The 24,104-nt window shown below is 37.3% G+C and carries 22 protein-coding genes; 1 reads left to right on the top strand and 21 read right to left on the bottom strand.

The genetic code is table 11. From position 1 onward, the window contains the following. Positions 1 to 3: 3 nt before the first annotated feature. Both SAR02S_RS11745 and SAR02S_RS11750 read right to left on the bottom strand, forming a co-directional pair. Positions 4 to 516, bottom strand: a complete 513-nt coding sequence (locus SAR02S_RS11745; protein WP_041959917.1) for a LeuD/DmdB family oxidoreductase small subunit — start codon at positions 514 to 516, stop codon at positions 4 to 6. 10 nt (positions 517 to 526) lie between these two features. Then, positions 527 to 1,777 (bottom strand): 3-isopropylmalate dehydratase large subunit, encoded by a 1,251-nt coding sequence (locus tag SAR02S_RS11750; RefSeq protein WP_041959919.1) that lies wholly within the window; start codon positions 1,775 to 1,777, stop codon positions 527 to 529. 111 nt (positions 1,778 to 1,888) lie between these two features. Between SAR02S_RS11750 and SAR02S_RS11755 the strand changes: the two genes are divergently transcribed. Beyond that, positions 1,889 to 2,719, top strand: a complete 831-nt coding sequence (locus SAR02S_RS11755; RefSeq protein ID WP_041959921.1) for a LysR family transcriptional regulator — start codon at positions 1,889 to 1,891, stop codon at positions 2,717 to 2,719. Positions 2,720 to 2,759: 40 nt separating this feature from the next. Here the strand turns inward: SAR02S_RS11755 and SAR02S_RS11760 are convergent, their stop codons facing one another. The 19 genes from SAR02S_RS11760 to SAR02S_RS11850 form a co-directional block, all read right to left on the bottom strand. Further along, positions 2,760 to 3,248: a CreA family protein gene (locus SAR02S_RS11760; RefSeq protein WP_041959922.1), complete on the bottom strand. Its 489-nt coding sequence runs from the start codon at positions 3,246 to 3,248 to the stop codon at positions 2,760 to 2,762. A gap of 239 nt (positions 3,249 to 3,487) precedes the next feature. Beyond that, a complete protein-coding gene (locus SAR02S_RS11765) occupies positions 3,488 to 4,090 on the bottom strand; it encodes a DUF4823 domain-containing protein (RefSeq protein ID WP_041959924.1) in 603 nt (200 codons plus the stop codon). Between the two features lie 27 nt (positions 4,091 to 4,117). After that, positions 4,118 to 4,552, bottom strand: a complete 435-nt coding sequence (locus tag SAR02S_RS11770) for a hypothetical protein (RefSeq protein ID WP_041959926.1) — start codon at positions 4,550 to 4,552, stop codon at positions 4,118 to 4,120. Between the two features lie 15 nt (positions 4,553 to 4,567). Further along, positions 4,568 to 5,443, bottom strand: a complete 876-nt coding sequence (locus tag SAR02S_RS11775) for a hypothetical protein (RefSeq protein WP_041959928.1) — start codon at positions 5,441 to 5,443, stop codon at positions 4,568 to 4,570. Then, a complete protein-coding gene (locus SAR02S_RS11780; protein WP_041959930.1) occupies positions 5,440 to 5,694 on the bottom strand; it encodes a hypothetical protein in 255 nt (84 codons plus the stop codon). Before SAR02S_RS11780 ends, SAR02S_RS11775 begins: the two co-directional genes overlap by 4 nt. Further along, on the bottom strand, positions 5,691 to 6,038 hold the full coding sequence (locus tag SAR02S_RS11785) for a hypothetical protein (RefSeq protein WP_041959932.1): 348 nt from the start codon (positions 6,036 to 6,038) through the stop codon (positions 5,691 to 5,693). The genes SAR02S_RS11780 and SAR02S_RS11785 overlap by 4 nt, the downstream gene beginning before the upstream one ends. 9 nt (positions 6,039 to 6,047) lie before the next feature. Continuing rightward, the gene (locus SAR02S_RS11790; RefSeq protein WP_041959934.1) at positions 6,048 to 7,970 is read right to left on the bottom strand and encodes a hemagglutinin repeat-containing protein; all 1,923 of its coding nucleotides are present in this window, start codon (positions 7,968 to 7,970) and stop codon (positions 6,048 to 6,050) included. A 35-nt stretch (positions 7,971 to 8,005) separates the two neighbouring features. Continuing rightward, complete coding sequence (locus tag SAR02S_RS11795; RefSeq protein ID WP_041959936.1) at positions 8,006 to 8,317, bottom strand: hypothetical protein; 312 nt, start codon at positions 8,315 to 8,317, stop codon at positions 8,006 to 8,008. A gap of 19 nt (positions 8,318 to 8,336) precedes the next feature. Then, positions 8,337 to 8,864 (bottom strand): hypothetical protein, encoded by a 528-nt coding sequence (locus tag SAR02S_RS11800; RefSeq protein ID WP_041959938.1) that lies wholly within the window; start codon positions 8,862 to 8,864, stop codon positions 8,337 to 8,339. A gap of 115 nt (positions 8,865 to 8,979) precedes the next feature. Next, a complete protein-coding gene (locus tag SAR02S_RS11805) occupies positions 8,980 to 9,327 on the bottom strand; it encodes a hypothetical protein (RefSeq protein ID WP_041959940.1) in 348 nt (115 codons plus the stop codon). 9 nt (positions 9,328 to 9,336) lie between these two features. Then, the gene (locus SAR02S_RS13700; protein WP_269746299.1) at positions 9,337 to 9,459 is read right to left on the bottom strand and encodes a hypothetical protein; all 123 of its coding nucleotides are present in this window, start codon (positions 9,457 to 9,459) and stop codon (positions 9,337 to 9,339) included. Positions 9,460 to 9,903: 444 nt separating this feature from the next. Then, complete coding sequence (locus SAR02S_RS11815) at positions 9,904 to 10,575, bottom strand: hypothetical protein (RefSeq protein ID WP_041959944.1); 672 nt, start codon at positions 10,573 to 10,575, stop codon at positions 9,904 to 9,906. Continuing rightward, positions 10,572 to 10,886 (bottom strand): thioredoxin domain-containing protein, encoded by a 315-nt coding sequence (locus SAR02S_RS11820; protein ID WP_041959946.1) that lies wholly within the window; start codon positions 10,884 to 10,886, stop codon positions 10,572 to 10,574. The genes SAR02S_RS11815 and SAR02S_RS11820 overlap by 4 nt, the downstream gene beginning before the upstream one ends. Then, complete coding sequence (locus SAR02S_RS11825; protein WP_041959947.1) at positions 10,883 to 11,548, bottom strand: transposase; 666 nt, start codon at positions 11,546 to 11,548, stop codon at positions 10,883 to 10,885. The genes SAR02S_RS11820 and SAR02S_RS11825 overlap by 4 nt, the downstream gene beginning before the upstream one ends. Before the next feature lie 135 nt (positions 11,549 to 11,683). Continuing rightward, positions 11,684 to 12,352, bottom strand: coding sequence for a hypothetical protein (locus SAR02S_RS11830; protein WP_041959949.1), 669 nt, complete (start codon positions 12,350 to 12,352; stop codon positions 11,684 to 11,686). Further along, positions 12,349 to 13,470: a M23 family metallopeptidase gene (locus SAR02S_RS11835; RefSeq protein ID WP_198133107.1), complete on the bottom strand. Its 1,122-nt coding sequence runs from the start codon at positions 13,468 to 13,470 to the stop codon at positions 12,349 to 12,351. The genes SAR02S_RS11830 and SAR02S_RS11835 overlap by 4 nt, the downstream gene beginning before the upstream one ends. 156 nt (positions 13,471 to 13,626) lie before the next feature. Continuing rightward, positions 13,627 to 14,241, bottom strand: coding sequence for a hypothetical protein (locus SAR02S_RS11840; RefSeq protein ID WP_041959953.1), 615 nt, complete (start codon positions 14,239 to 14,241; stop codon positions 13,627 to 13,629). A gap of 17 nt (positions 14,242 to 14,258) precedes the next feature. Beyond that, entirely contained in the window at positions 14,259 to 21,869 is a 7,611-nt protein-coding gene (locus SAR02S_RS11845) for a two-partner secretion domain-containing protein (RefSeq protein ID WP_041959956.1), read from the bottom strand. A gap of 28 nt (positions 21,870 to 21,897) precedes the next feature. Continuing rightward, entirely contained in the window at positions 21,898 to 23,523 is a 1,626-nt protein-coding gene (locus SAR02S_RS11850) for a ShlB/FhaC/HecB family hemolysin secretion/activation protein (protein WP_041959958.1), read from the bottom strand. Positions 23,524 to 24,104: the final 581 nt, after the last annotated feature.

Here is a 24,104-nt window from a genome sequence, read left to right on the forward strand (position 1 = left end):
ATGTTAAGATACGAGCGTTTTTGTTTCCATCTGTTTTTTAATCAACGATTTAATGCCACCATTTTCAATAATATGCATTATATACTCAGACATTGGCTCAGCTTGTGCAATTTTGCCAGTCTCATCGAAAATTTCGCCACTTAAAAGATCAATCTGTACGGTAGAACCCGATGTTACACGTTTTGAAATGTTAGGGCACACCAGAACGGGTAGTCCTAAATTGATGGCATTGCGGTAAAAAATACGCGCAAACGACTCTGCGATAATCACACCAATGCCAACCGCTTTGAGTGTAATGGCAGCATGTTCACGACTAGAACCACACCCAAAGTTGGTTCCAGCGATGATAAAATCGCCTTTTTTAACTTTACATGTAAACTCAGGGTCAGCCCCAAACATCGCATACTTGGCGACATCTTCAACGTCGGTTAGCTCTACAAAACGACCTGGGTAAATCTGGTCAGTATCGACATTATTGCCAAAGGCAAAGGTATTGCCCGTTAATAATTTTTGCATTTTTTATCCTTTACATGTAAAGTGTAGGGTCAACGATTTCACCCATTAAAGCTGCTGCGGCAACCGCTGCGGGAGAACCTAAAAAGATCTCCGCTTTGGTATCGCCCATGCGACCGGGGAAGTTACGATTGGTCGTTGTGATGCAGGTCTCACCAGAAGCTAACATTCCTTCATGGGTTCCTAAACAAGCCGCACATCCAGGTGTCACAAAGGTAGCTCCCGCTTCAACAAGTGTTTGCACATACCCTTTTTCCATTGATTCAAGAAGTACCCCTTTTGAGGCAGGCACAATAACAAAACGTGTACGAGACGCAACCTTTTTTCCTTTTAAAATATGCGCTGCAATGCCAATGTCCTCCGCTCGTCCACCCGTACATGACCCAAGATACGCTTGGTCAATGTGACGACCGATGAACTCGGAGATATCATAGACATTATCCACACTCGAAGGAGCCGCCAATTGCGGGGTGAGTTTTGTGACATCAAAGCTGATTTCATCGGCATACACAAAATCCGCATCAGTATGGTAAATCTCATAAGGGCGTGCCATCTTTTCTTTCAAAAATGCTTTTGTGATGTCATCAGGCTGAATGTAGCTCGTTTTAGCGCCCATTTCGGTACTCATGTTACACAGTGCCATGCGTTCTGAAACACTGAGGTGTTGCAAAGTAGAGCCTGAAAACTCTACGGCTTTATACACCGCATAGTCTGCCCCCAAAGCACCAATGGCGTGTAAAATCATATCTTTTGCATACACACCATGCGGAAGTTTGCCTTCAAAATTGATCTTGACAATCTCAGGTACTCTAAACCAAAGCTTTCCGGTAGCAAGGATGATCGCAAGGTCTGTTGCCCCTACTCCCGTTCCAAATGCCCCAAAAGCGCCATGTGTTGTCGTATGAGAGTCGGTGATGACGACGATCTCTCCAGGGTACGACAAGCCTTTATCGACAAGGACTTGATGGCACACCCCTTGGTCTATGTCCATCAAAAGATCAATGCCTTGATCCCAACAAAATTCTCGAAACTGCTTCTGATTTTGCGCTTGCATGATCGTTGAAGCGGGTGCGTAATGATCTAAAAACATGATCACACGGCTTGGATCATGCACTTTAACGCCACCCATCTCATGAAAGGAGCGAATCGTTTGTAAATACAGATCGTTAATGCCTGCCATATCGACTTCACAGTTGATAATCTCACCCGCTTTGACAGACGTCTTACCTGCTTTTTTGGCCAATAGCTTCTCAATTGCGTGCATGATGCCTCTCCTCTTTTTCAGTTACTTTCAAATCTCTTTTGGTTATTGTATTGCAACTAGTTATCTAAAAGCAAATAATACATAATCATATACAATATAAAGGAGAGCAATATGGATTCGTCTTTACTCAAGATTTTCGTTGCGGTTTCCAAGCATCAAAGCATCTCACTGGCTGCGCAAGAGCTCTATTTTACGCAATCCAATGTCACACTTCGCATCAAACAACTTGAAAAAAAACTGGGTTACCCTCTTTTTCACCGTGTTCCAAAAGGTGTTATTTTGACGTATGAGGGCGAAAAACTCTACCCTTATGCGCTTGATATTGTTACCAAAGTGGAAGAAACCATTTTAAAAATGAAAAATATTTCGGAGCAGACGCTTTTACGCATTGGAACAAGCCAAGCCAATGCCATTATTCGCCTCTTACCGTTTATCGAAAAGCTCTCAGTTGACTTCCCCACAACACAGATCGAACTCTTTGCCAATGGAACACCCCAAGTCATTGACGCTCTTTTGGAGTACAAAGTCGATATTGCGTTCGTAACAGGCGATCCAAAGCATAAAGACATCGTCGTCTTAAATGAATTTAGCGATGACCTCTACATGGTTGAGTCCAAACATAAAGTCAGCAAAAACTGCATTATAGGCTATCGCGAAAAGAGTACGCATTTGAATTTCTTTAAGCAGTATTGGGAAGCGTTGGGAAACACGGAGTACACAACGATCATTTTAGAGAATTATGAAGTGATGTTAGGCTGTGTCAAAGCAGGGATGGGAAGAGCTTTTTTGTCAAAAATTATCGTCGATAAATACCATTATACCGATGATCTCATCTTAACCAAACTCCAACCAAATGAGTGCAATTTAGAGACCCATTTAGTGTGCAGAAAGGACTCAGTTCCTTTCATAGGGGATTATTTAAAGCAGATGCAATTGCATTAGGTTGTGCCTACATGTAACGTGAGGGCATCTAACACTTCATCTATTTTTCAAAAATAGCATTCGTAATTTGTACGGTTGAGATAGCATTTTTAGGAGAACCGTCTATGAGCTTATCGGAGTACGTCAAATAAACAAGCGTATTACGTTTCGCATCGTAAAAGCGAACCACCTGCATATGCTTGAACAATAACGATGTTGACTCTTTAAAAACGCGTTCGCCATCACTCTTTTTAGATTGAATATCTTGAGGAAGACTAATAACGCCAGTTTGCCTACATGCAATAGACGCATCCGCAGTATCTTCCGCAATGCCAAAAGAGCCTTTGACTCCTCCTGTCTTTGCACGCGAAAGATGACACGAAACACCAGGTACTTTAGGATCATCAAACGCTTCAATCACAATCTTATGATTAGCCCCTAATAAAACAAAAGCGGTATTGACTGAGCCAATTTCTTCTGCGAAGGCAGATGAAACAAAGCACAATAGTGCGATTGCAGAACGGTACAACTTTTTCTTATTATCAATCATAAATCTACCTTTGGCATAATAATTTCACTCAATTATATCTTTTGTTGTTTAACGGATAATCCGGTAGGTTCTTTTTGGATAAATGAGGAGGCATGCTCCTTTTTATACTTTACATGTAAAAGTTTCAAATGAATTTTTATGTTCATTTTTCATCTTTACATGTAAAGATATTTATTTGCAAAATTGCATTTGTTTATTGAATTGACATAAAGTAGCCTGTCCCCTTTATCCTCTTCTTTTTAATTATTTGACACAAAAATATTACGAGTCCATTGGCTAAAAAGTTTTTCGTATAAACGTTCTGGCGAACCTGGGGACAATGGCATACCATTAAGTGTACTTGGACAATCCTTGGCAGAAAGACGAGTGGTTTTTAAAAGCTTCTGCTCTTTTGTTGAATATAATGAGATAACTACGGATGCTTCATCCATATAATGTTTAGAGCAACTTATACCCAACGGATCAGTCCATGTTTCTACACGAGAATAGATGACATAATCACTATTATTTAACGTAGCATTTTCGAGAGCTTCTTTTTCAGATAGAACTTTGTTTTCTAAAATAACATGAGGATTTCCCCATTTTAACTGGTCAAATGCTATATTTATGGCAGATAGCCCACTGCCTATGGATACTTCTTCGCCATATACTGAGGAAAAAAGGGTCTTTTTCATTCCATCCCCACCATTAACTAAATAAATAGAACTTTCTTTGGTTAATAATTGACTCTTATCTAAGTCAGTTCCATTGATATTCCTTACATTGGAATGTAAGGGACCACAGCCTATAAAGACTAGAACCGTCATTATTGTTATAGTCAAACTCGTGAATTTATGTTTCATTTTTTTCCTTTTGGATTGATCTTATCATTATGGTACAAATGTGAGAGTAGCACCTATTCTAGCCGCTTCAGTCGTTAATTCTTGGCTATTTGCCATCCCAATAACACAGACAGAAATGCCTTTTAGCTCATTATTTTGATACAAACTAAACGTATGTGAGATTAGTGCCTCTAGCTTATCTGGATTGGGACAGTACACACTGACATTTTTGGGTTCAGATTTTATAAATGTTGCAAACTCTTTAGAAAACCCACCATCATTTCCAGCTGTTTTTATAGCACTGATTGCCATGGCATCAGCAAGCGGACCACGCGAAGGTATCATAGAGATATTCATCTCAGGTCCAGGGCATTTAGTCAATGCTGTTTTGACAACATCATTGTTTGAGAGATTTTTACTCGCAACACATGCTTGAAATACCAATGGCACAAGTGCCACTAAAAGCAATTTCATATATTTCATATTTTTCCTTCATTTTTATTTGTCTTTACAATCCCAAATATCTTTATCTGTTCTTTTACGTGTACAGTGTCTACCTGTTTCTCTTCCTATACAGTCAAAAGAATCTGTTTCTTTGATATAAGTACATTTTAGACTTTTATCTTTTGCGTTTGATTCAGTCTCTAAGATGTATTTTTTGTTATACAAAAGACCTTCTTTTTCCATTCGCTCTTTGTCCATATCGTAGATTTCTATGGAGTCAAAGATTTCTTGCATATCTTTTTTAAATTGCAGTTGTATCTCTTCGAATTTATGCTTGCGTAAACTTACATTATCGCTTCCTTCAAACTTCGTTTGATTAAACGTAAAGTAAAAACGGTAGTCTATATCTATGGATTTTTTATTGCCTTGTTTGTCATAATACGGACACAATGTCCAATACGCTTTGCTACCTATACCTTCGGCAATATTTTGAGATTCAACACGTGTTTTGCACTTTAAGCCTGCAACGAAATCTACATAATTTTTATAATAATTCACCCCTCTTTCGAATGTATTGTACATCTGCCCGTTGGTTAATGGCAAAGCCTCATAATACTCATCAAATGTGTCATTAAACTTTTTATCCAAAAGGCTATCCAGTGTTGAAGGTCCTGCTTCTAAAGATTCTACGCTAATACGTATATCTTCTTTCATCATATTTGGAATGGTTCTATCCAAATAGATAACTGCTTTTGGATGGATACTAGAAATTTTAAAAGGCGTTTTTGGGTATGAACTTGGCGTTAATATACCCACAGATGGAGACGTTATCTTTGTATAAGGCTGTAAGGAGATGTACTCTACGTTACTTCTTCGAATACAACCAGACAAACTAATGGCTATTATGAGTGTTAGGGCAAGTATTTTCATTGTCTATACCCACATTGTACACCTTGGTTGGCGTTTGCGTAGTGTTCACAAATATACGAACTATGCGGTGAACCAGAAGTAAAAAGGCTAAGCAAGTTAAGAATATTTGCTTTTTGTGTTAAGTCTGCTTGTTCGTTATTGCCACTATTGCCCCCTAGTCCTTCTCCTACAAAGTCACCAGGTTTGGTATACAGGAAATAGGGACAGGCTACTTTTTCTCTATATGTAAAAGATTTATCTCTTAATTTCATTTAAGTAGCCTATCTCCCTTTATCTCCTTTTGTTTTATATATTCTTGGCAAGCAGGGAGATCCTTATACCGAGCATAATCGCATAGGATATGATTTTTGGGATTTCTATATCGGAATCCATTTTTAAGCATACAAAGTTGTCCTTCTGCAATCTCATTATCTGTTAACCCATGAGTTTGATTGTAACTTTTATTATAACCACACTCTAATAAAGCATGGTAAACATCAGTTGGTGAATACCCCTCTTTTATCCATATTTCATGTGTTTGAGGTGGTGGTGGTTTTCCATGACATCCTACTAATGTAAATATAATAAATATCATACAGATATTTTTTTTTACCATTTTAACTCCTTATTTTGTTTCAGTATACGTTCGAACAGAGACAGGTACTAAGATTTTACCACCCCAAAATTTGACAATGTCTTCTTTATTCGCTTCTCCATATGTATTATGAGACGTTGATTCTTCTCCCATAGCAGCTCTTACCATTTCAATAAGCGTATTACTTCCTTCAGGTATCGTTCCTCCTGTTGATGGGTTTCTTCCGACAATTGTGCCGACAGGATCTGCCGTATGATTTTGGTATTTGATAACACTATTATTTTTTGCATTCAAATCAGTCATTGAGTCTCTGTTTTGTAGATAACTTAGCAATTCATCTGCATTACTTACATTTTGAGCTGGCCCGTAAAAATAAACTTGAGTATTGCTTAGACTACCAACGGCATCAGCGTCTTTTGATTTTAGATACATCGCATTAGTTTCCGTAAGAGTTCCTCGACTGTGTGCACTAAGGACAAGCCCTGTTTGACCATACATATCCATTAAACTTTTGGAATCTTTTGTTGCGTTTGTTGGGGTCATAGTTGTTTCTAAGAAGAACTGATATCCTGCTACTAATAGCTCTGATAAATCATATTCTGCTTTTGGAAAATGTTCAAGATACAAAGGTCCATCATTGGTTTTGTGTTGTAAAGCATATCCTGCACCGGCTAGAGCATCATTGAAAATACCATTATTTGCAACATAAACCTTTCCATCACTACTTTTTTTCAAATTTTGTCTTTCTTCATCAGGAACTTTTAGCATAATAATTTCTCCATTTTCATCTTTAAAAACTTCATATAAAGGTGCTTCTTTAATAAACATTGTATCATAAGCGTTTTCTGGATATTTTGTAATTTCTTTAACATCCTGCTTTATCTGATCTTGCCCATCTTCCGTAAGAAGTCTATGATCTAGAACAGCAGTAACCGAAGTACCCACATTTCCAGAGTAAAGGTCTTTATTGACTTTTGTGGTATCACGGTTAAGTCTGGTAAGGTCATCAGAGTTTTCGGTATCACCGACTTGAACATCACCTTTACCAAGTGTTGCTAAGGTTTTAGAACCACTGTAGCCCATTTGATTGGAGAGTGATAGGGATGAAGAGTTAATCTGTGTATCGCTTTTAGGCGCATCGTTACCTGCAGGAGTTGTGCTTGGTTTGGCATCTTTGGCATTACCATAACCTATGCTTGCTCCTACATTAAAGCTATTGCTAGAGCTAAATTGTGTATTGCTAGAGTTAGCGAAAGTTAAGGTATCGGTTTTGAGTTTGAGTTTTTCATTGTCCTCAAATACGCCTTGCTCATTGGTCTTTCCTGCTGCAATGAGCGCGCCTTTAATGTGCGTATTGCCCTCTACTTCTACATTGACATTTTCACCTGTAAGTGAGCTAAGAACGGTTTGTTTACTTTGGCTTGTTCCAGTATTGGCTCCAAAGCTGGCTCCTGTACTGCCTAAGCCATTACCAATTCTAGCGCCTGCAGTTTTATTGAGCGCATCTTGTGCAGCTTTATATTCTTCTGGCTTAGCGTAATCACTTTGATTTGCCGTGTAATCTTTATCCTTACCCAAAGAAGCACTCACACTGACATTAAATCCCTTGGAGTTAGAAGAGCTACTATCTCTTTGAGACTCAACACTGAGGCCTCCTCCTACTTTAACATTCAAGGTATCGTCTGCTTTAACCGTGGCTCCTTTAAAGGAAGCATCGTTTGTGGTGGTGATGTTTATGTTTTTAGCAAGGAGTTCAGAATTGGTATTGGTGGTGCTATCACTACTTTGATGGCCTTCACCATAACCCAGTGTTGCACCCATGCCACTACCACCACCGTACATGGTCATAGAAAGGGTTCCTGCGAGGTCTTTACTGTCTTGTTTGGAGGTTGACGTATCGATGGAAGACTTTACATGTAAAGTATTTTCAGAAGAAAAATGATGAAAAATCATTGTTGCTTCTTACCCTTACATGTAAAGATTAATATTCATTGGATAAGCGTATATGCTTGTTGCTCTTTACAGTAATCTTCTCCTGAAATGATTTTCCAGCCAACAATGGTTTTCTTTTCATCATTTCTCTTAACTAAGTAGCCCCAAATGCATCCTTTGGGGCGTTCAATAGGATATATGTAGTAATCCTCATCATATATGGCTTCTTTATCTCTCATAGCAGGAAACACAACGCCTCCTATCCTTGCATTATTTTGTCTTTCAAAAACTTCATACGTCGTTGGCCCCATTCGGCAACCTGTATAAAGGAGAGATGTTATAGTCAATATAAGATTAATTATTTTCATTTAGAGTCCTTTGTGTTTGCTATTTAATAAAATCTTCGGCTTTCTTTTTTTCCTGTTCTCGTATATAGTTTATCGTATTAATCTCATTAATATTATTTTGTATAAAAGGTGCTGCTGCTAAAGGAAGAGCAGGAATAAGTAATGCTCCGCTTGCTACATTGACTAGTGTTCCATTATCTTTTAAAACAGTGAGTGTTTGACCATCTATGTTGATATTTTCATAGTTCCAGCTTGATAAAAAATCATGAGGTCCTGCAAAATATGCCAATGTTTTATTAGTAACGCTACCTTCCACAACTGGCATTCCAAAGAGGAGGTTCTCTCCCATTTGTGAGCCACCTGTAGGAGCAATTACTTGCCTAATATCAACTAGTTTGCCATTTTCTATGATTTTTTCAGGGTGACTTCCCTCAACTTTAACCCCATCTCCATTTACACCAACACTTTTCACATTATCAGGTACAGGCTCACCATTTTTCCCCGCATAATCAAAATTCTCTTTGACATACTGCCTCATTTGTAAAGCACCATCACTAGCTATGGACAATGCCGCACCTGTGGTAAATCCATCTTTAAACTCACCACCGCTAATCTCAGAACTTAGCCTTGGAAATAGGGACAGGCTACTTTTTCTCTATATGTAAAAGATTTATCTCTTAATTTCATTTAAGTAGCCTATCTCCCTTTATCTCCTTTTGTTTTATATATTCTTGGCAAGCAGGGAGATCCTTATACCGAGCATAATCGCATGTGATATGATCTTTGGGATTTCTACATCGGAATCCATTTTTAAGCATACAAAGTTCTCCTTCTGCAATCTCATTATGTGTTAATCCATCAGTTTGATTGTAACTTTTATTAAACCCACACTCTAATAAAGCATGGTAAACATCAGCTGATGAATACCCCTCTTTTATCCATGTTTCATGTGTTTGAGGTGATGGTGGTTTTCCATGGCATCCTACTAATGTAAATATAATAAACATCATACAGATATTTTTTTTTATCATTTTAACTCCTTATTTTGTTTCAGTATACGTTCGAACAGGGACAGGTGCTAAGATTTCACCACCCCAAAATTTTTCAATGCCTTTTTGATCAGCCTTTCCATATGTATTATGAGACGTTGATTCTTCTCCCATAGCAGCTCTTACCATTTCAATAAGCGTATTACTTCCTTCAGGTATCGTTCCTCCTGTTGATGGGTTTCTTCCGACAATTGTGCCGACAGGATCTGCCGTATGATTTTGGTATTTGATAACACAAAAATAGGGGTCAGGGCTTGACTTTTAACTTTTTGACTTATCATAGCTTTACATGTAAAAAGATTTTGAATAAAAAAATTGTGCTGGCGATTCATCATTTCCCTTATTTTAATTTTTTCACATACAAATATAACAAAAGTAAAAAGTCAAGCCCTGACCCCTAGACTTTCTTTCACCTCTGGCTATGCGTGGCATGGATTTGTCCTTTTACATGTAAAGATTTTAGAAAAAGTTTATCCAAAAAGTTATTTAAAGTAGCCTGTCCCCTTTATTCTCTAAATTGTGCTTATTTATTGAATTGGCATACAAAAAGTTAAAAGTTTAGCACCGCCCCCTATGCTTTTTTTCTCTTTGATAAAAATAATATGCTTCAATGAAAAGTTGGACTAGTGCTAAGGCTAGTGGAATAATATATATTTTATCTTCATATAATTTATTATCATATCTATCAAAAAGCAAATGTAAAAAACCAATATTATATAAATATTTACAGATTATCACATCGGAAACGGCAGATAAAAATGCAAATAAATATCTAATTATTTTTGTTTTAAATTTATATAATTCGACTATGAAAAAACATATAAAAGCAAAAGAGCACAAATAAAATAATAAAGCATTCAAGTTTACACCACTTGATACAATCGAATATATTTCTCCCTTAAAGACAATGTACTTTATAATAAATAAAAAATAAGATACCAAAAATAGATAATATGCTATTAAAAACATTTGTGCATTTTTAAAGTATTTATAGGTAAACAATAATATAACTACGGGTTGAATAAATTCATATATTATTAATGAAATTATTCCTCCTATCCAAATAAAATTAGTTGCAAAATTATCTAATCCTCCATCGCCAACATTAGGCTCATATACATGTAAAAGCTTTGTCGTGCCATACCAAAAAAATAAAACCAGCGATGGCCAAAAGAGAAAAAAAAGTTTCTTGACTATTTGTGAGAAATAAATAAATAAAGATGTTTTCATTTTAATTTTCCCGTAAGCCCTTGGTATTGTTTAATCTCTTTTTCTATTTGCTCAGTTGATATATTTAATTTTTTAGCTGTTTCTTTTGCATTTTTTTCAGATGTTTCTCCTGAATTTTGTAAAATAGCATTTTCAAAATCTTTTATTTTACCACCTGATTGTTCTATAACATTGTCAATATAAGTATTACTATTTCTATACTCAGATGACGGATTGTTATTTGAACCAAAAAGTACATCTATCGCTGCATTAATAGTTTGAGATATAGTTGGATACTGATTAGTTAATAGGGACAGGCTACTTTTTATCATAATTCTTCTTTCCTTTTTGGTCTTCCTCGTGGATTGAGCGTTGAAGAAAGTCCAAACATTTCAGCTGTCTTTTCCATCCATGCTAATTCCCCCAATGGACTCTGACGATTAACGCTATTACGTACCATAGTTAGTTCTGCTTCTCTCAAAGGAGTGTTTACATGTAAAGCCCAATCCGTTGGTAGTGCTATCAAAGATTCATCGAGTAATTGTCTCTCGTTGGTCATTCGCTCCCACAATGAACCATAAACCCACGTTTCTGCTTCATTCACCAGTTTGGCACGTAAAGCATTAGCTTCTATATAACGCAAGAGTGAAAGATAATAATTATCTTTTTGAACAATAAAGCTCTTATATCGCCCTTGCCAAATATGCCCTGACGTTTTATTCTTTCGATGATAATAACGTACATGCGACGTCATAACCCATTGCATCAAGCGACTCAGACTTCCTTCAGCAAGGGGCATAAGTAAAAGGTGAAAATGGTTTGGCATCAGACAATATGCATGAAGTTCAACCGCTTCTCTTTTCAAGCCATCTTGAAGCAACTTTAAAAAGTAAGCATAGTCTTCAGCAGCATCAAACACTTGCATTCGCATATTTCCACGATTAATCACATGATAGATGCCTCCAATACTCTCACCTCTGGTAATTCGCGGCATGGATTTGTCCTTTTACATGTAAAGATTTTAGAAAAAGTTTAGCAAAAAAGTTATTTAAAGTAGCCTGTCCCCTTTATTTCCTTTATTTTTTGCATTTTTTCCCTTTAGTTTGATTTTGCTTTAGATGTAAAAGATTTATTTCTTTATCTTTGATGTTTCTTCGTCCTTAATTATTCTCCACTTTCCAGATTTGAAGGTAAGTTTTAATTCGTCTATCGTTTTACCAATAAATGTATTTTTATCAGGATCATATCTATAATCAGATGCTATATAAAAATGTATATTTTGATTATTGATCCATTTTGTCCTAAAAACACTAGAATCATAAGGGTATTCTTGTGTAAAAATTCGTTTAATTTGATTACCTTTAAAAGAATAAATACTAAAACGAGGGGGATCAGAAGAAATTTCGCCACCATAATATTCTGTTGCAAAATACTTTCTATTTGGCGAAAGATAAGGCATCCCATTGATTTCCATCATTTGACCATCACGAAGATTAATAGCATAATAAACTTCTGTATCTGGTGCCCATTCACTCACAATAAGATATTTTTCTTTAAAAAAACATCCTTTAATAGTATAGATTAAAACTTCAAATTCATCATCATTTTCTGAAAATTCATTTTTTAATTCTAATTTTTTGCCATTTAATAGATTAATTATTTTGACATTCTGTTCTTGAATATAAAAGTTTTTACATTTTTCAAGTTGCTTAAAATTTATACCATCCATCAAAAACTCATTATAAGCAAATAGATTTGTTGCAAATAAAGCAAATAGAATAAAATATAATTTTCTCATTTTAAAAGTCCTTGTTGATAAGGCGTATCTTCAAGTTTCTCATATTTGCCAACATTAACAGGTTTATCACCGTTGGTTGGAGCTGGATCAACAAATTTTGTTTTATCGTAAATTGCACCTGTATATATACCGAAATGCAAATGTTTATCATATGTCTCTAGCCCTTTGTCTCCGGAGCCTCCTTCAACCATGATAGGTTGACCTTCTTTAACAATAGTTCCTTTTTTTACCAATAATTCACTTGCATGTAAGTATTCTGAAGTATAACCTGTATCTGGATGATAGATGCGAATCAAATTTCCGGAAGCGCCTCTATTTTCACTCATTACAACCTCTCCATCACCCGCAGCAAAAATTATTGCATTTGTAATTTTATTTTCATTTGCGTCCTTATAAGTAATATCAGTCCCATAATGTAATCTTGCTGGTTGACCAGGAAGTTTTCTCATTCCAAATGGTGATGAAAATACAGCTCTGTCCTTACTCAATTGGCTCCAAATCAAGTTATCCCCCAACTCTTTATTCAACCCAGCAAATTCAGCATTATTGTTTTGTGTCTGTGGTGATGTACTTATCGAATTTGATCCAGTTGAAAGACTCCCTTGCCCCGTAAAGTAGAGTGCAAAGTCAGCGTAACTTGCGATATTACTTCCAAAGTTTTGAGAGTAAGCACTTCTTGCATCTCTGTATTCTTTACTTTGATCGAAGTTTGAACCTTTTTGTGCATCTATGGCTCTTTGCGTTTCAGCCCCTGCTGTTTTTAGAAGATCAGCATTGTTGTTATTGTAAAAATCATTCACGTACGCTTTTCCTGTTTCCAAAGAATAATATCCTTTCACTTGGTATCCATCACGTCCTGGTTCTGTTGTTGCTATGAGTACAGTCTCAACAGGTTTATAACCTAATTCTATCATGACTTGTTGTGTTATGCCATTTGTGATTGCTTTTTTTTGTTCATCCGTGTATGCAGGAGAATTAAGCACTGCCGCTAGGTCTTTATCTTGAGCAATTCTTTCTTTAACGGTTTCATAGGTGATTTCTCTTTTTCTAAGCTCCGCACCAAATTCAGAAAGACCTACGGTTTGATTACTCACAACTTGGTTGATGGTATCAAGCATCATGCCTGTTTTTACAAAGTCTTGAGCTATAAGCTTCCACCCATCTTCACTAAGTAGTCTATGATCTAGTACCGCCGTAACCGAAGTACCCACACTTCCCGAGTAAAGCTCTTTGTTGACTTTCGTAGTGTCTCTGTTAAGGGGAAACTGTCCCTTTTATTTCCCTTTATTTCTGTTATGCTTTAAAAATTTGGAGAAACAAGCTCTAATAAAATTAAGAATAATGTAAAAAATTAAAATTGGCAGAATGAAAAGTAATCCATATCTGATTTTTTTCCACCAAATCGAATCAGTGATGCTACCTTTATTCATTTCCTCAAAAATATTTTCAACATAATAAAGACTATATTTAGGAGTAACAACTTCTTGCCAAAAATCATCTCTCGTTTTTGGTTGAATCTTAAAATCGAAAATATTATTTATATCAATATTCTTATTGAGCGTATTTTCTATACATTTCCAATTAGCTTTTAAATAATAATTTTGATCAGAAGGATACCAATTAATATATCTTTCAGTCATAGTCATAATAGACATAAACTGGAAGATATTTGTTTTTTCAATACAATAATTATTTTTAGGCGGCAAATAATTTTTATATTTATATGGGATTACATAATAATTTCCATTTAATTGATAAAAAGCTCTATAAAAGGTAATTACTTTAGATTTATCTGGACTCTCATAATAAAAAGTTTGATACAATGGAATACAATTCATTATTATAAATAGTATGATCACACCACTCGTCAAATAAATTATTTTTTTCATTTAATCTCCATTTTCATTTAATCTTGCAATTTATTAGATATTGCTTGATTTCCTTTTTCCCAACCAAGGAATTGTGCAGAAGTTGATTGTCCAATTTCTGTACCATCTCCGAAAGAATTACCATTTTGTTTGGCTTGAAAACGCTCAAAAGCAAATTTTGATAAACTCCATGGCATTAAGCCATATCCAGCTACATAACCTGCTCCAATGTTTCCAAAGTCCCTTGCACTTGCGTAAACATCTGGGTAAATTTGACTACCTCTATATGTATAATCTGCTCTTTCTTGACCTGGTGGATATTTTGTTGCTCCAATATCTTTAAAATTATAATTTTTCCATTCATTCATGTATGATGAGATAGAAGGAGTATCTGTATAGATTTTATTCTTTAAAAAATCTATTCCTTCTTTTGAGGTAAGATCAATAATTCCTCTTGGTCGCGTAGCACTTGTACCACCTTCATCTGCATAATAAAAAGAATCTATGAATAATGATTCACCTATTTTTTCACCTACAAGCTCTCCTTTGTCATTAACAACATAAATTGATTTATCATTATCTTTCAAGTTGACTTGTACAACTTTATATTTTCCATCAGGTAATTTTTGAACATAAGTGCTATTATCCCCCAACTCCTTATTTAACCCAGCAAACTCAGCATTATTGTTTTGTGTCTGAGAAGGTGTACTGATAGAATTGGTTCCTGTTGAAAGACTCCCTTGACCTGTAAAGTACAGTGCAAAGTCAGCGTAGCTTTTGATGTTTCCTCCAAAGTTTTGAGAGTATTCACTTCTGGCATCTCTGTATTCCTTACTTTGATCGAAGTTTGAACCTTTTTGTGCATCTATAGCTCTTTGGGCTTCGGTTCCTGCTGTGGTAAGAAGATCAGCATTGGTGTTATTGTAAAAGTCATTGATGTATGCTTTTCCTGTTTCCAAAGAGAAGTATCCTTTCACTTGGTATCCATCACGTCCTGGTTCGGTTGTGGCGATGAGTACAGTTTCGATAGGTTTATACCCTAATTCTACCATGACTTCTTTTGTGATACCATTGATGATGGCTTTTTTCTGATCATCAGTATAGGCAGGAGAGTTTAGCACTGCTGCCAAGTCTTTATCTTGAGCAATTCTTTCTTTGACGGTTTCGTAAGTGATTTCTCTTTTTCTAAGCTCTGCGCCAAATTCAGAAAGCCCTACGGTTTGATTACCAACAACTTGATTGATGGTATCGAGCATCATGCCTGTTTTTACAAAGTCTTGGGCTATGAGCTTCCACCCATCTTCGCTAAGGAATCTATGATCTAGTACGGCTGTAACCGAAGTACCAACACTACCAGAGTAAAGCTCTTTATTGACTTTCGTGGTATCACGGTTAAGTCTAGTCAGGTCATCGGAGTTTTCAGTGTCACCGACTTGAACGTCACCTTTACCCACTGTGGCTAAGGTTTTAGAACCGCTGTAGCCCATTTGATTGCTAAGGGATAGGGATGAAGAATTTACTTTTGTGGTTGCTTCTTCCACATTAGTTTGGGCATTGGTTTTCGTTTCAAATCCTATATTGGTTCCTACATTAAAGCTATTGCTAGAGCTAAATTCCGTATTGCTAGAGTTTGCAAAGGTTAGAGTATCGGTTTTGAGTTTAAGCTTTTCATTATCCTCAAATACGCCTTGCTCATTGGTCTCTCCTGCGGCAATGAGCGCCCCTTTGATGTGGGTATTGCCTCCTACTTCTACATTGACATTTTCACCAGTGAGCGAAGTAAGAACGGTTTGTTTACTTTGGTTTGTACCCGTACTGGCTCCAAAGCTTGCTCCTGTACTGCCTAGTCCATCACCCACTCTAGCACCCACCGTGTTGTTAAGTTTGTCTTGAGCATTATAATAGTCTTTTTTGTTTTCATAATTTTTTTCATTGGCAGTGTAGTCTTTATCCTTACCCAAAGAGGCACTCACACTGACATTAAACCCTTTAGAGTTAGAAGAGCTACTATCTCTTTGAGACTCAACACTGAGGTCTCCTCCGACTTTAACATTTAAGGTATCGTCTGCTCTAACCGTTGCACCTTTAAAGGAAGCATCATTGGTTGTTGTGATGTTTATGTTATTGGCAAGCAGTTCGGCATTTCTATTGGTCGTGCTATCACTGGTTTGATGTCCTTCGCCATAACCTAGTGAGGCACCCATGCCACTGCCTCCACCGTACATGGTCATAGAAAGCGTTCCACTGAGGTCTTTACTGTCTTGTTTAGAGGTTGACGTATCGATGGAAGACTTTGTCAATAAATCATGGGTTTGAATGCCTAGGGTGTTCTCAGCTACAACATTAGAGCCACTGATGGTGGTTGTGGTATCAGTTGCTGTGTTAGTTTTGATGATGATGTCATTACCATAGATGCTTGAAGCTAAACTTTGGGTTTGGAGTGCTTCTCCTACGAGTTGGGAGCCTTTGAGGTCTAGGGCGAGGCCTACACTAAAGCCCCAAGTCGCTGAACTTGCAGCAGCAGTAGCGGTTTGAGCATAGATAGCAACGGTTTTAGAAGCAAGATCAACCGTTGCCGCAGCGATTGCCGCTAAATAGTACTTTTCATTGTCTTTAACATTGTCAATGAGATCATTAAGATCACCAATGTCTTCGAAGTCAATGCCTGCTTCTTTGGCTTTATAGCGTGCTTTAACATCACTGAGCGTTGACTCTAACTTGCTGACTTCATCTTTATACTTGCTATAGTCCTCTTTCACTTTTTTAAGTTGTTTGGCTGACTCTGCGGCTGCTTTAACGGCACTTCCTATCTCTGCGTATTCGTTTTGTACGGTGATGCTTATATCTGCGCTGGCATGTTTTTCTTTACTGTTTTCATTGTACGTGTCGATGGACTCTTTGATGGTCACATCACCTTCTTTGGTAGTAAGGCTAACTGTTTTAGCCGCTTCAAGTTTAGAGCCATCCACCATGATGTCTTTTTTAGAATCCATCACGATGTCACCGCTTTTACTGGTAAGCGATGAGCTTTTATGGGTTAGCCTTTCAGTCGATGTGGCTGAGTTGTCATAAGTTGCTTTGGCAACGGAGATCTTTATCTTCGTTCCTTGTTGCTCTTGCCCTGGGAGGGGGTTAACAACTTTTTGAATGGACTCTGCCATCTTAACGATATTGCCCAAACTTACTTCAGTTTTTTTACTGACACTATTGGTTTTGGTGGTCTCTTCAGCGGAGAGCACTTCGATGGAGCCTGTGTTGGTTGTCGCTTGTATGGTCTTTTCAGCCTCGAGGTTAGAGCCTATGACTTTGGCACTGCCACTGTCAATGATGATGTTATTGCCACTGTTGATGTTGGAGGATTTGGCTTTTACTTGCGTTTTATCATCTTGTTTAAACTCTGATTCATACACAGGTCCTGTTTTAGCAAGACCCAGTGTTGCTAAAGAGGTGAGCATATTGCCCAAATTGAAACTGCTTTTTTTACTCCACTGTTCACTTTGACTAAACTCTTGTGCTGCAGCTATAAGCACTTCATTGGCGGCTTGGAGTTGAAGGTCTGAAGCTGCATCGATGTTGGAGCCAATGACTTTGATGTCATTGCCTGATTTCATGATGATGTTCAACGCTTCGGTTCTAAGCTGTGCTGCTTTAGCATTTAGGGCGTCTGTTCGGTCCATGGAAGCACTTTTACTTAAGCCTCCCCATGAAGACTTGGTGGTAGAGTGCATCTCACCTTCTCTGTACTGTTTAGCAAGAACGTTAATGTCTTGTTTCGCATCGACAACGATGTTTTCTTTGGCAATAAGGTTTGCTGCTTCTAATGTGGCACTGCCTGTATCTGCTTTTATGAGGATGTTATTGGCATTAAGCTTACTTTGGATGGCGTTCTCTTTATATGTGGTGTCTTGTTTGGTTTGTTTACCACCCATGAAGCCTTTTGTTTTAGTTGTTATTTTGGTATCTTGGTAAGTAAGGTCATTGGCGGCTAAGATGTTTACACCCTCTTTAGCTTCCAATATAATATTTTCGCTTGCACTCATATTGGAAGCGATGACATTGACTTGATTGGCATTGATAGCGATGTTTTTACCTTCCATTGTAGAGACATTTTGTTTGATGGAATTTCCTCTGTTATAGCCATTTTTTAATTGGAAATCATAATTTTCTTTTGTCTCTAAGGCTTCGATATTGACCGCACCATTGGTAGATGTAAGAGCGATGTTACCTGTGGCTTGAGTGTTGGTATTGGCAAGGGTGATGTCATCATTTGTTTGCATCACGAGATTGCCACCAGAAGTGAACTGTGCAGCTTTACCTTTTTGGGTGGTGGTTTGGTAGCCTTGTCCGTAATTATACGTTTTATCTTGTGTTAGAGCCGTGCTGGTTATACTTTGTGCAGTTAAGCTCATATCACCACCAGACTGGATGGTACCACTTAGATTTTTAAGCGCTCCACCAGAGGTGAGAGCCATAGTACCGCCTGAAGTTATAGCACCGTTTTGATTGGTGAGGGTTTTACCTGTGGCGACTTTAAGCGTTCCTTCTGAGGCGATGAGACCCTCATTGAGCAAGGTGTCCTGGATGACGAGGTCTATCTCTCCAGCGGCTATTTTTGCGCCATCACTGGTGATGTTATTGGATGCAAGATAGACTTCAGGAACTAAGATAGTTTCTCCATCGATCACTTTTTCTACCATCCAAACGATGTTTTTATTAAGACGTGCAATTTGTTCAGGGGAGAGAGAAATACCCATTTTTAAGTTTAGTGTGGACTGCACATTGATGGCATTGTCCATCAAACCTTGAAACTGCGCGAGTTCTGAGCCATAACCCTCAAGGTAACGACTGCCACTAAGGCGTATGACACTATTACTCACAAGCTGTGTCTCATACATCGCATCACCTAAGCGTTTGAGGGTATTTTCTGGACGATAGTCGAGCTTTTTGAGCATATAGTCAGAGCTAATAAACGTGTTGTAATTGGTAAAAAGAGGATTGGCTTCGATGAGAAACGGATGATTTTTGGTTTTGTTGACTAAGAAAGTTCCGTATTTCCCTTTTGGGAGGGTGATGTTGTCGATGATGGTACTGCTATTGGCTGTGTACTTCACGGCTTGTGTTTGTAAGAGGGCATTGTGGGTGTTGGTTTGGTATAAGCCTTCATTGGCGGTTATGATTTTGAATTCGCCATTACCTTGTTGCGCTAATGCCGTATTGACTTCAGCACGCAATGTATTGCTTATGCTCTCAAGTCCTGTGGTGATGGGTTCGACACTTACACTTTGAAGTGCTGTAGTATTTTGGGTTAAAAGGTCATTTAATGCTGTTTGGGCAGTAAGGACATCTGTTTTTTTCGTTTGGGCATCCGCTACGACTGTTAAAGAGGTATAAAGTGTCTCAAAATCATCCAGTTTCGTTTTTGCTTTTATGTAGTTGTCTTTGAGTGTTGTAATGGTTGTCTCTAAAGTAGAAGTGTCCGCTTTAGAGTTCAGTGTTTTTATGGTAGAGATAACGGATTCTAGGGATGTAATCGATGTACTATTTTGGATAATAACGTCTTGAATATCGGTTTTAATCGCCGCTAATTCTGTTTTATATGTGCCTAAATCATCTAATGTTTTGAGATTGGTAAGTGTGTCCGTTAGTGTTTGTTCTTCAAGAAACAGTTCTGAGGCAGAGTCATTAGTACTGGTAATCTCTTTTGTTAAAGATTGTAAACTTTTTGAACTACCTTCTAGATTATCAATCGTTGTAAGTTTTGCTTGGATTTGGGGATTACTAGAACTACTGATATTATTGAGTGTAACAACATTGCCAGTGATACTTTTTTTGGCTTGAATACCATAGTTTGCTATAGGATTTTTGATCGTTTCAGACTGTGTAAATGTACCGCGGTAAGCTGCATAATGACTACAACTTTTCCAAGGTTTTCTCTTACACTTTTTTTCTTCGCGGTATTGGGAGGTAATAATATCCGTTGTTGTGACAAGCAAAACACCTATATTATTAACAAGTGTTGCATTAAGGACAATATTGCCATCAGAGGAAATAAGTGAATAAACATTGTTAAGCGTGCCTACGTTAAGATTTATATCGCCATTGGCAATGATCAGTGCGGGAGCAGAGGGAACATCAACAACTTTTTGGTAGATATTAGTTGTAATGACGTCAAAGTTATTTCCGCCACCTGAGGTTATTGTCGAAGAAGACGTGGGTTCTTTCATGACAGGTGCATTGGCTGTATTGGTGAGCGTTTGCGCAGTAATGTTGATGTTTTTTTCGGATTGAATCAACCCTTCATTGGTTACAGTATTGATTTTATCTTTAGCACTATTGGCAGCGATATTGAGCGTATCATCACTGTAGATTACGCCCTCTTTTTGGTTGGTAAGCGAATTTTTGACTAAAAGATCCATCGTTTTATTGCTTCGAATTAGACCTGAATTGTCAAGGGTTTGAGCAGTAATGGCTAAATTGTTTTTAGAATAAATAGCTCCCGTATTGTCGATGCTATTGGCTTTGACATCCACATCATAACCACCTATAAGCCCTTCATTATCAATATTTTGCAAAGCGGTGATACTACTTTTTCCTGTTCCAGATAGAGCACTCAATTCACCTTTATTGCTGATATTTTCAACTACTATCGTCATGTCGGAAGCAGCTTCTATAACTTTATCGGTTGCGATTGAGAGTTTTTTACCTGCATTAAGTTCAATAGTGTTAGCCGTAATATCATTGGTTAAGTTGACATTTGCACTTTGAGATGTCAGCGTTGCTTTTGTGCCTGCCACTACCTTTGAAGCGACGATACTTCCATCAGAGGTAAGTTCTAAAGAGTTTTGAGCCAAGACTTCAGGGGGAAGATTGACACCGATGCCTTTGTCGGTACTTTTCAGTGTTATGGTGTTGGCATAAATGCCACCTAGCACGGATGAGTCAATAGAAATACCACTACCACTTTTATTTTGAGAAGTAACCGTACCATCAAGAGCAATGTTATTCTCTCCTGTCACGACATGGAGTTCATCTGCGTATAGTTTTGCATTGAGCTGTAGCGCTTTAGCATAGAGATTGACTTTAGCAATATTATTTCCATTGAAGCCGTCGCCTTCGAAGATGATACTGCCACCACCAACATTGAACCCTTGCACTAAATTACCATCCATTATAGGTGTAGCTGTCGTTAATGTGGCATTGGGGGTGTTGATAAATCCTCCACCATTGACACTGATACCATTGGGATTGGCGACGATAACATCTGCTGCCACTCCCGCTATTTCGGTGTAACCTCGAAGCAATGTCTTGCTAGTTCCTGTAACTTCATTGAGTATGAGTTTGGCATTATTTCCTGTTAGATTTGGGTTGTACGAGATGTATCCTGCGAGCTGCGTATTGGCAATGGTTTTTGAATTGTTAAGAATAAGACCTTGCGGATCAACGTTAAAATTTGAAAATTTATTGTGTGAAAGCCCCTGAGAGTTGGGTGTGACGATATTGACGATTGGAACACCATTGGGTGCTTTAAGAAGTTCAGCTTGATTACCTTTGGGCGCACCTGTATCTACGGTAAGTTCAGCCGCGGTAATAGTTTGATTCAACACTAAAAAAATATTGATAATTATAGATACAACTTGTTTGCTTGTCATAAGTTCCCTTTTAGAATATGGCATTTAATTAAAAGCGGTAATTGGCAGAAATGCCAAAAAAAGTTTGCGTTACACTCACGTCTCTTTTTAAAAGAGGCATCGCGTAGTAAATCATCGTATCGAAATCACCCTTTTTGAGCTTTAGCCCTACAGAGTCACTGAGTAATTTTCCTCCAGTGGTATCTTCTTCTTTTTTGATTTCACCACCATCAAGGGCTATAAAATAAGTTTGATCAAAGTATTCCATGAACTTAACCTGCGGAGTATAAGAGAATTCATTACGCGCGTAATAACCCGTATTGCCGCTTAGTCCTTCTTTTTGGTAACCGCGAACACTGTAATGCCCACCGATACTGATTTGATTGGTGCTGAAGAGTTGGTAATGTGAATGTTGATAGTGAGCGCTTAGAGAATATTGAAATGCGTCAAGGCGCTTAACCAGTGAAGCATCAATCGTATAAAAAGAGTATTTTTCATTAAGTGCTGTTGGATTTGAGGCATTAAACCAGTCCGTCCCTTTGGTGTAATTGAGTGCCACATAGGTATAAAAATCCGCAATTTGGTACATATAATCTAGCAGTGCCCCTATTTTGGAGAGGTCATAACTGGAACTTTCAATATTTGTTCCACCCATATAGTTTTGTGCTTGATATTGCGCAACAGATGAACCGATGGAGACTCTATGGGATTCATTGTGAAAAAGTTTATAATTGAGTCCCAAAGTATAGGTTTTTGTATGTCCATTAGATGATAAGCGATTAATGCCACCTTCAACATTTTGGTCATAACTACTTTTTCGATAACTAAGCGTCGTTAACAATCGATCAAAAGGAATGGAATACTCATAACTATCACCGATGGAATTTTCATCTTGATAGTGTTTATTGGTACTATTGAGATTGATTTTAAATTGATCGTTCAGCCCTGTAGGATCATCAAAATTAAGTTCAAGAGAGCCTTGTTGATCACCTGTTCGTTTGGTTCCAAAATTATTAAGTCCAATATTTCCATTAATACGGTTTGTCGTATTGTTTTCGATAGTCACATCGGTATACCCAACATTTTCACTTGGTACAAGATCCATTGTTGCATGATTACTTGGTAAACGGTTGATCATCTCAACAGCATTTTCTAAATCTCTTAGATTGAGGTAATCCTCTTTTTGACCTATAAATGCACTGTTGATATAAAGCTCATCGGGAGAGATTTTTTCTATCTTGCCCTCTACTGCATAGAGTGTCACTTCACCCGATGAGATATTTTGAGGTTTAATGTACACTTGAGAAGTGATATAACCTTTTTCAACATAAAGGGCAGTGAGTTGACGTGCTAAATTGGACAGGTCGGTGAGTGAATTACACTTGTCACTGTATTGCTCGTACAAAGATTGTTTTTCACTATTGGAAAGTAGTGTTATACCTTCATCTTTAATTGTCTTAATTTCAAAGCATTGCTCATCTTGTGTTGGTAACAACTCTGGTTTTTCTACGTTGTAACGCATAATATTTTCATCTTGACGCTTTTCAAGCTTCTCAAATATCTCTTTTTGTTTTTCAAATTGCTCTCGTTTATCTATTAAGTCAGTAACGGACTCAGCATAAACCAAACTGGAAATACATAAAAGAAGTATAAAAACTTTAAATCTCATAACCATAGGGATCCTTATAATGTTCCAAATTTAATGGATGAATTATGTGTATGTCGAAGAAGGCATCTTTACATGTAAAGGGGGAGGCGACAAGCAGTAATATGCAAAAAACGCATATTATACCAAATAATTATTATTTTTATTAATAAATTCTAATAATTTGTTACTTAGTGATAGAAAATAAGTAAAGATATAATAAATTATCTGTTTGTTTTGCTGACATAGCGAAGCAAGAATTTTAACGAAAGGGTGTCACAGTTTGCGTCACAGAAATAATATTTTTATAAAAAATATGTAAAAGATTATTATGAATGCATTTGTTGATAAAAATCAAGGTGTTTTAGATAACTGTATAAAAGATCCATCCAGATATGTTCTGTCATGTATAGATTGGGCAGCGAAACTTCGACACAATGAGCGCTTCATAGGTTGTTAAGTGCCAATCAAATGACGATAGGAATACCTTTAATCTCTATAATTTTGTTGGTAGAGCTTTTTGCTAGGCCATTCTAGTGCTGTTAAAGCGGTGGGGATTGATTCTTTGTGGTAAACAAAATTCTTTAGTGACAAACAAAGAGCAATTATTT

Origin of the sequence: Sulfurospirillum arsenophilum NBRC 109478, assembly GCF_000813345.1 — a bacterium.
Taxonomy (GTDB): Bacteria; Campylobacterota; Campylobacteria; order Campylobacterales; family Sulfurospirillaceae; genus Sulfurospirillum; species Sulfurospirillum arsenophilum.

Excerpts from the sequence above, each read along its gene's own strand:
- SAR02S_RS11745 (WP_041959917.1), bottom strand. The coding sequence starts at position 516 with ATGCAAAAATTATTAACGGGCAATACCTTTGCCTTTGGCAATAATGTC.
- SAR02S_RS11750 (WP_041959919.1), bottom strand. The coding sequence starts at position 1,777 with ATGCACGCAATTGAGAAGCTATTGGCCAAAAAAGCAGGTAAGACGTCT.
- SAR02S_RS11755 (WP_041959921.1), top strand. The coding sequence starts at position 1,889 with ATGGATTCGTCTTTACTCAAGATTTTCGTTGCGGTTTCCAAGCATCAA.
- SAR02S_RS11760 (WP_041959922.1), bottom strand. The coding sequence starts at position 3,248 with ATGATTGATAATAAGAAAAAGTTGTACCGTTCTGCAATCGCACTATTG.
- SAR02S_RS11765 (WP_041959924.1), bottom strand. The coding sequence starts at position 4,090 with ATGAAACATAAATTCACGAGTTTGACTATAACAATAATGACGGTTCTA.
- SAR02S_RS11770 (WP_041959926.1), bottom strand. The coding sequence starts at position 4,552 with ATGAAATATATGAAATTGCTTTTAGTGGCACTTGTGCCATTGGTATTT.
- SAR02S_RS11775 (WP_041959928.1), bottom strand. The coding sequence starts at position 5,443 with ATGAAAATACTTGCCCTAACACTCATAATAGCCATTAGTTTGTCTGGT.
- SAR02S_RS11780 (WP_041959930.1), bottom strand. The coding sequence starts at position 5,694 with ATGAAATTAAGAGATAAATCTTTTACATATAGAGAAAAAGTAGCCTGT.
- SAR02S_RS11785 (WP_041959932.1), bottom strand. The coding sequence starts at position 6,038 with ATGGTAAAAAAAAATATCTGTATGATATTTATTATATTTACATTAGTA.
- SAR02S_RS11790 (WP_041959934.1), bottom strand. The coding sequence starts at position 7,970 with ATGATTTTTCATCATTTTTCTTCTGAAAATACTTTACATGTAAAGTCT.
- SAR02S_RS11795 (WP_041959936.1), bottom strand. The coding sequence starts at position 8,317 with ATGAAAATAATTAATCTTATATTGACTATAACATCTCTCCTTTATACA.
- SAR02S_RS11805 (WP_041959940.1), bottom strand. The coding sequence starts at position 9,327 with ATGATAAAAAAAAATATCTGTATGATGTTTATTATATTTACATTAGTA.
- SAR02S_RS13700 (WP_269746299.1), bottom strand. The coding sequence starts at position 9,459 with ATGGGAGAAGAATCAACGTCTCATAATACATATGGAAAGGCTGATCAA.
- SAR02S_RS11815 (WP_041959944.1), bottom strand. The coding sequence starts at position 10,575 with ATGAAAACATCTTTATTTATTTATTTCTCACAAATAGTCAAGAAACTT.
- SAR02S_RS11820 (WP_041959946.1), bottom strand. The coding sequence starts at position 10,886 with ATGATAAAAAGTAGCCTGTCCCTATTAACTAATCAGTATCCAACTATA.
- SAR02S_RS11825 (WP_041959947.1), bottom strand. The coding sequence starts at position 11,548 with ATGCCGCGAATTACCAGAGGTGAGAGTATTGGAGGCATCTATCATGTG.
- SAR02S_RS11830 (WP_041959949.1), bottom strand. The coding sequence starts at position 12,352 with ATGAGAAAATTATATTTTATTCTATTTGCTTTATTTGCAACAAATCTA.
- SAR02S_RS11835 (WP_198133107.1), bottom strand. The coding sequence starts at position 13,470 with ATGCTTGATACCATCAACCAAGTTGTGAGTAATCAAACCGTAGGTCTT.
- SAR02S_RS11840 (WP_041959953.1), bottom strand. The coding sequence starts at position 14,241 with ATGAAAAAAATAATTTATTTGACGAGTGGTGTGATCATACTATTTATA.
- SAR02S_RS11845 (WP_041959956.1), bottom strand. The coding sequence starts at position 21,869 with ATGACAAGCAAACAAGTTGTATCTATAATTATCAATATTTTTTTAGTG.
- SAR02S_RS11850 (WP_041959958.1), bottom strand. The coding sequence starts at position 23,523 with ATGGTTATGAGATTTAAAGTTTTTATACTTCTTTTATGTATTTCCAGT.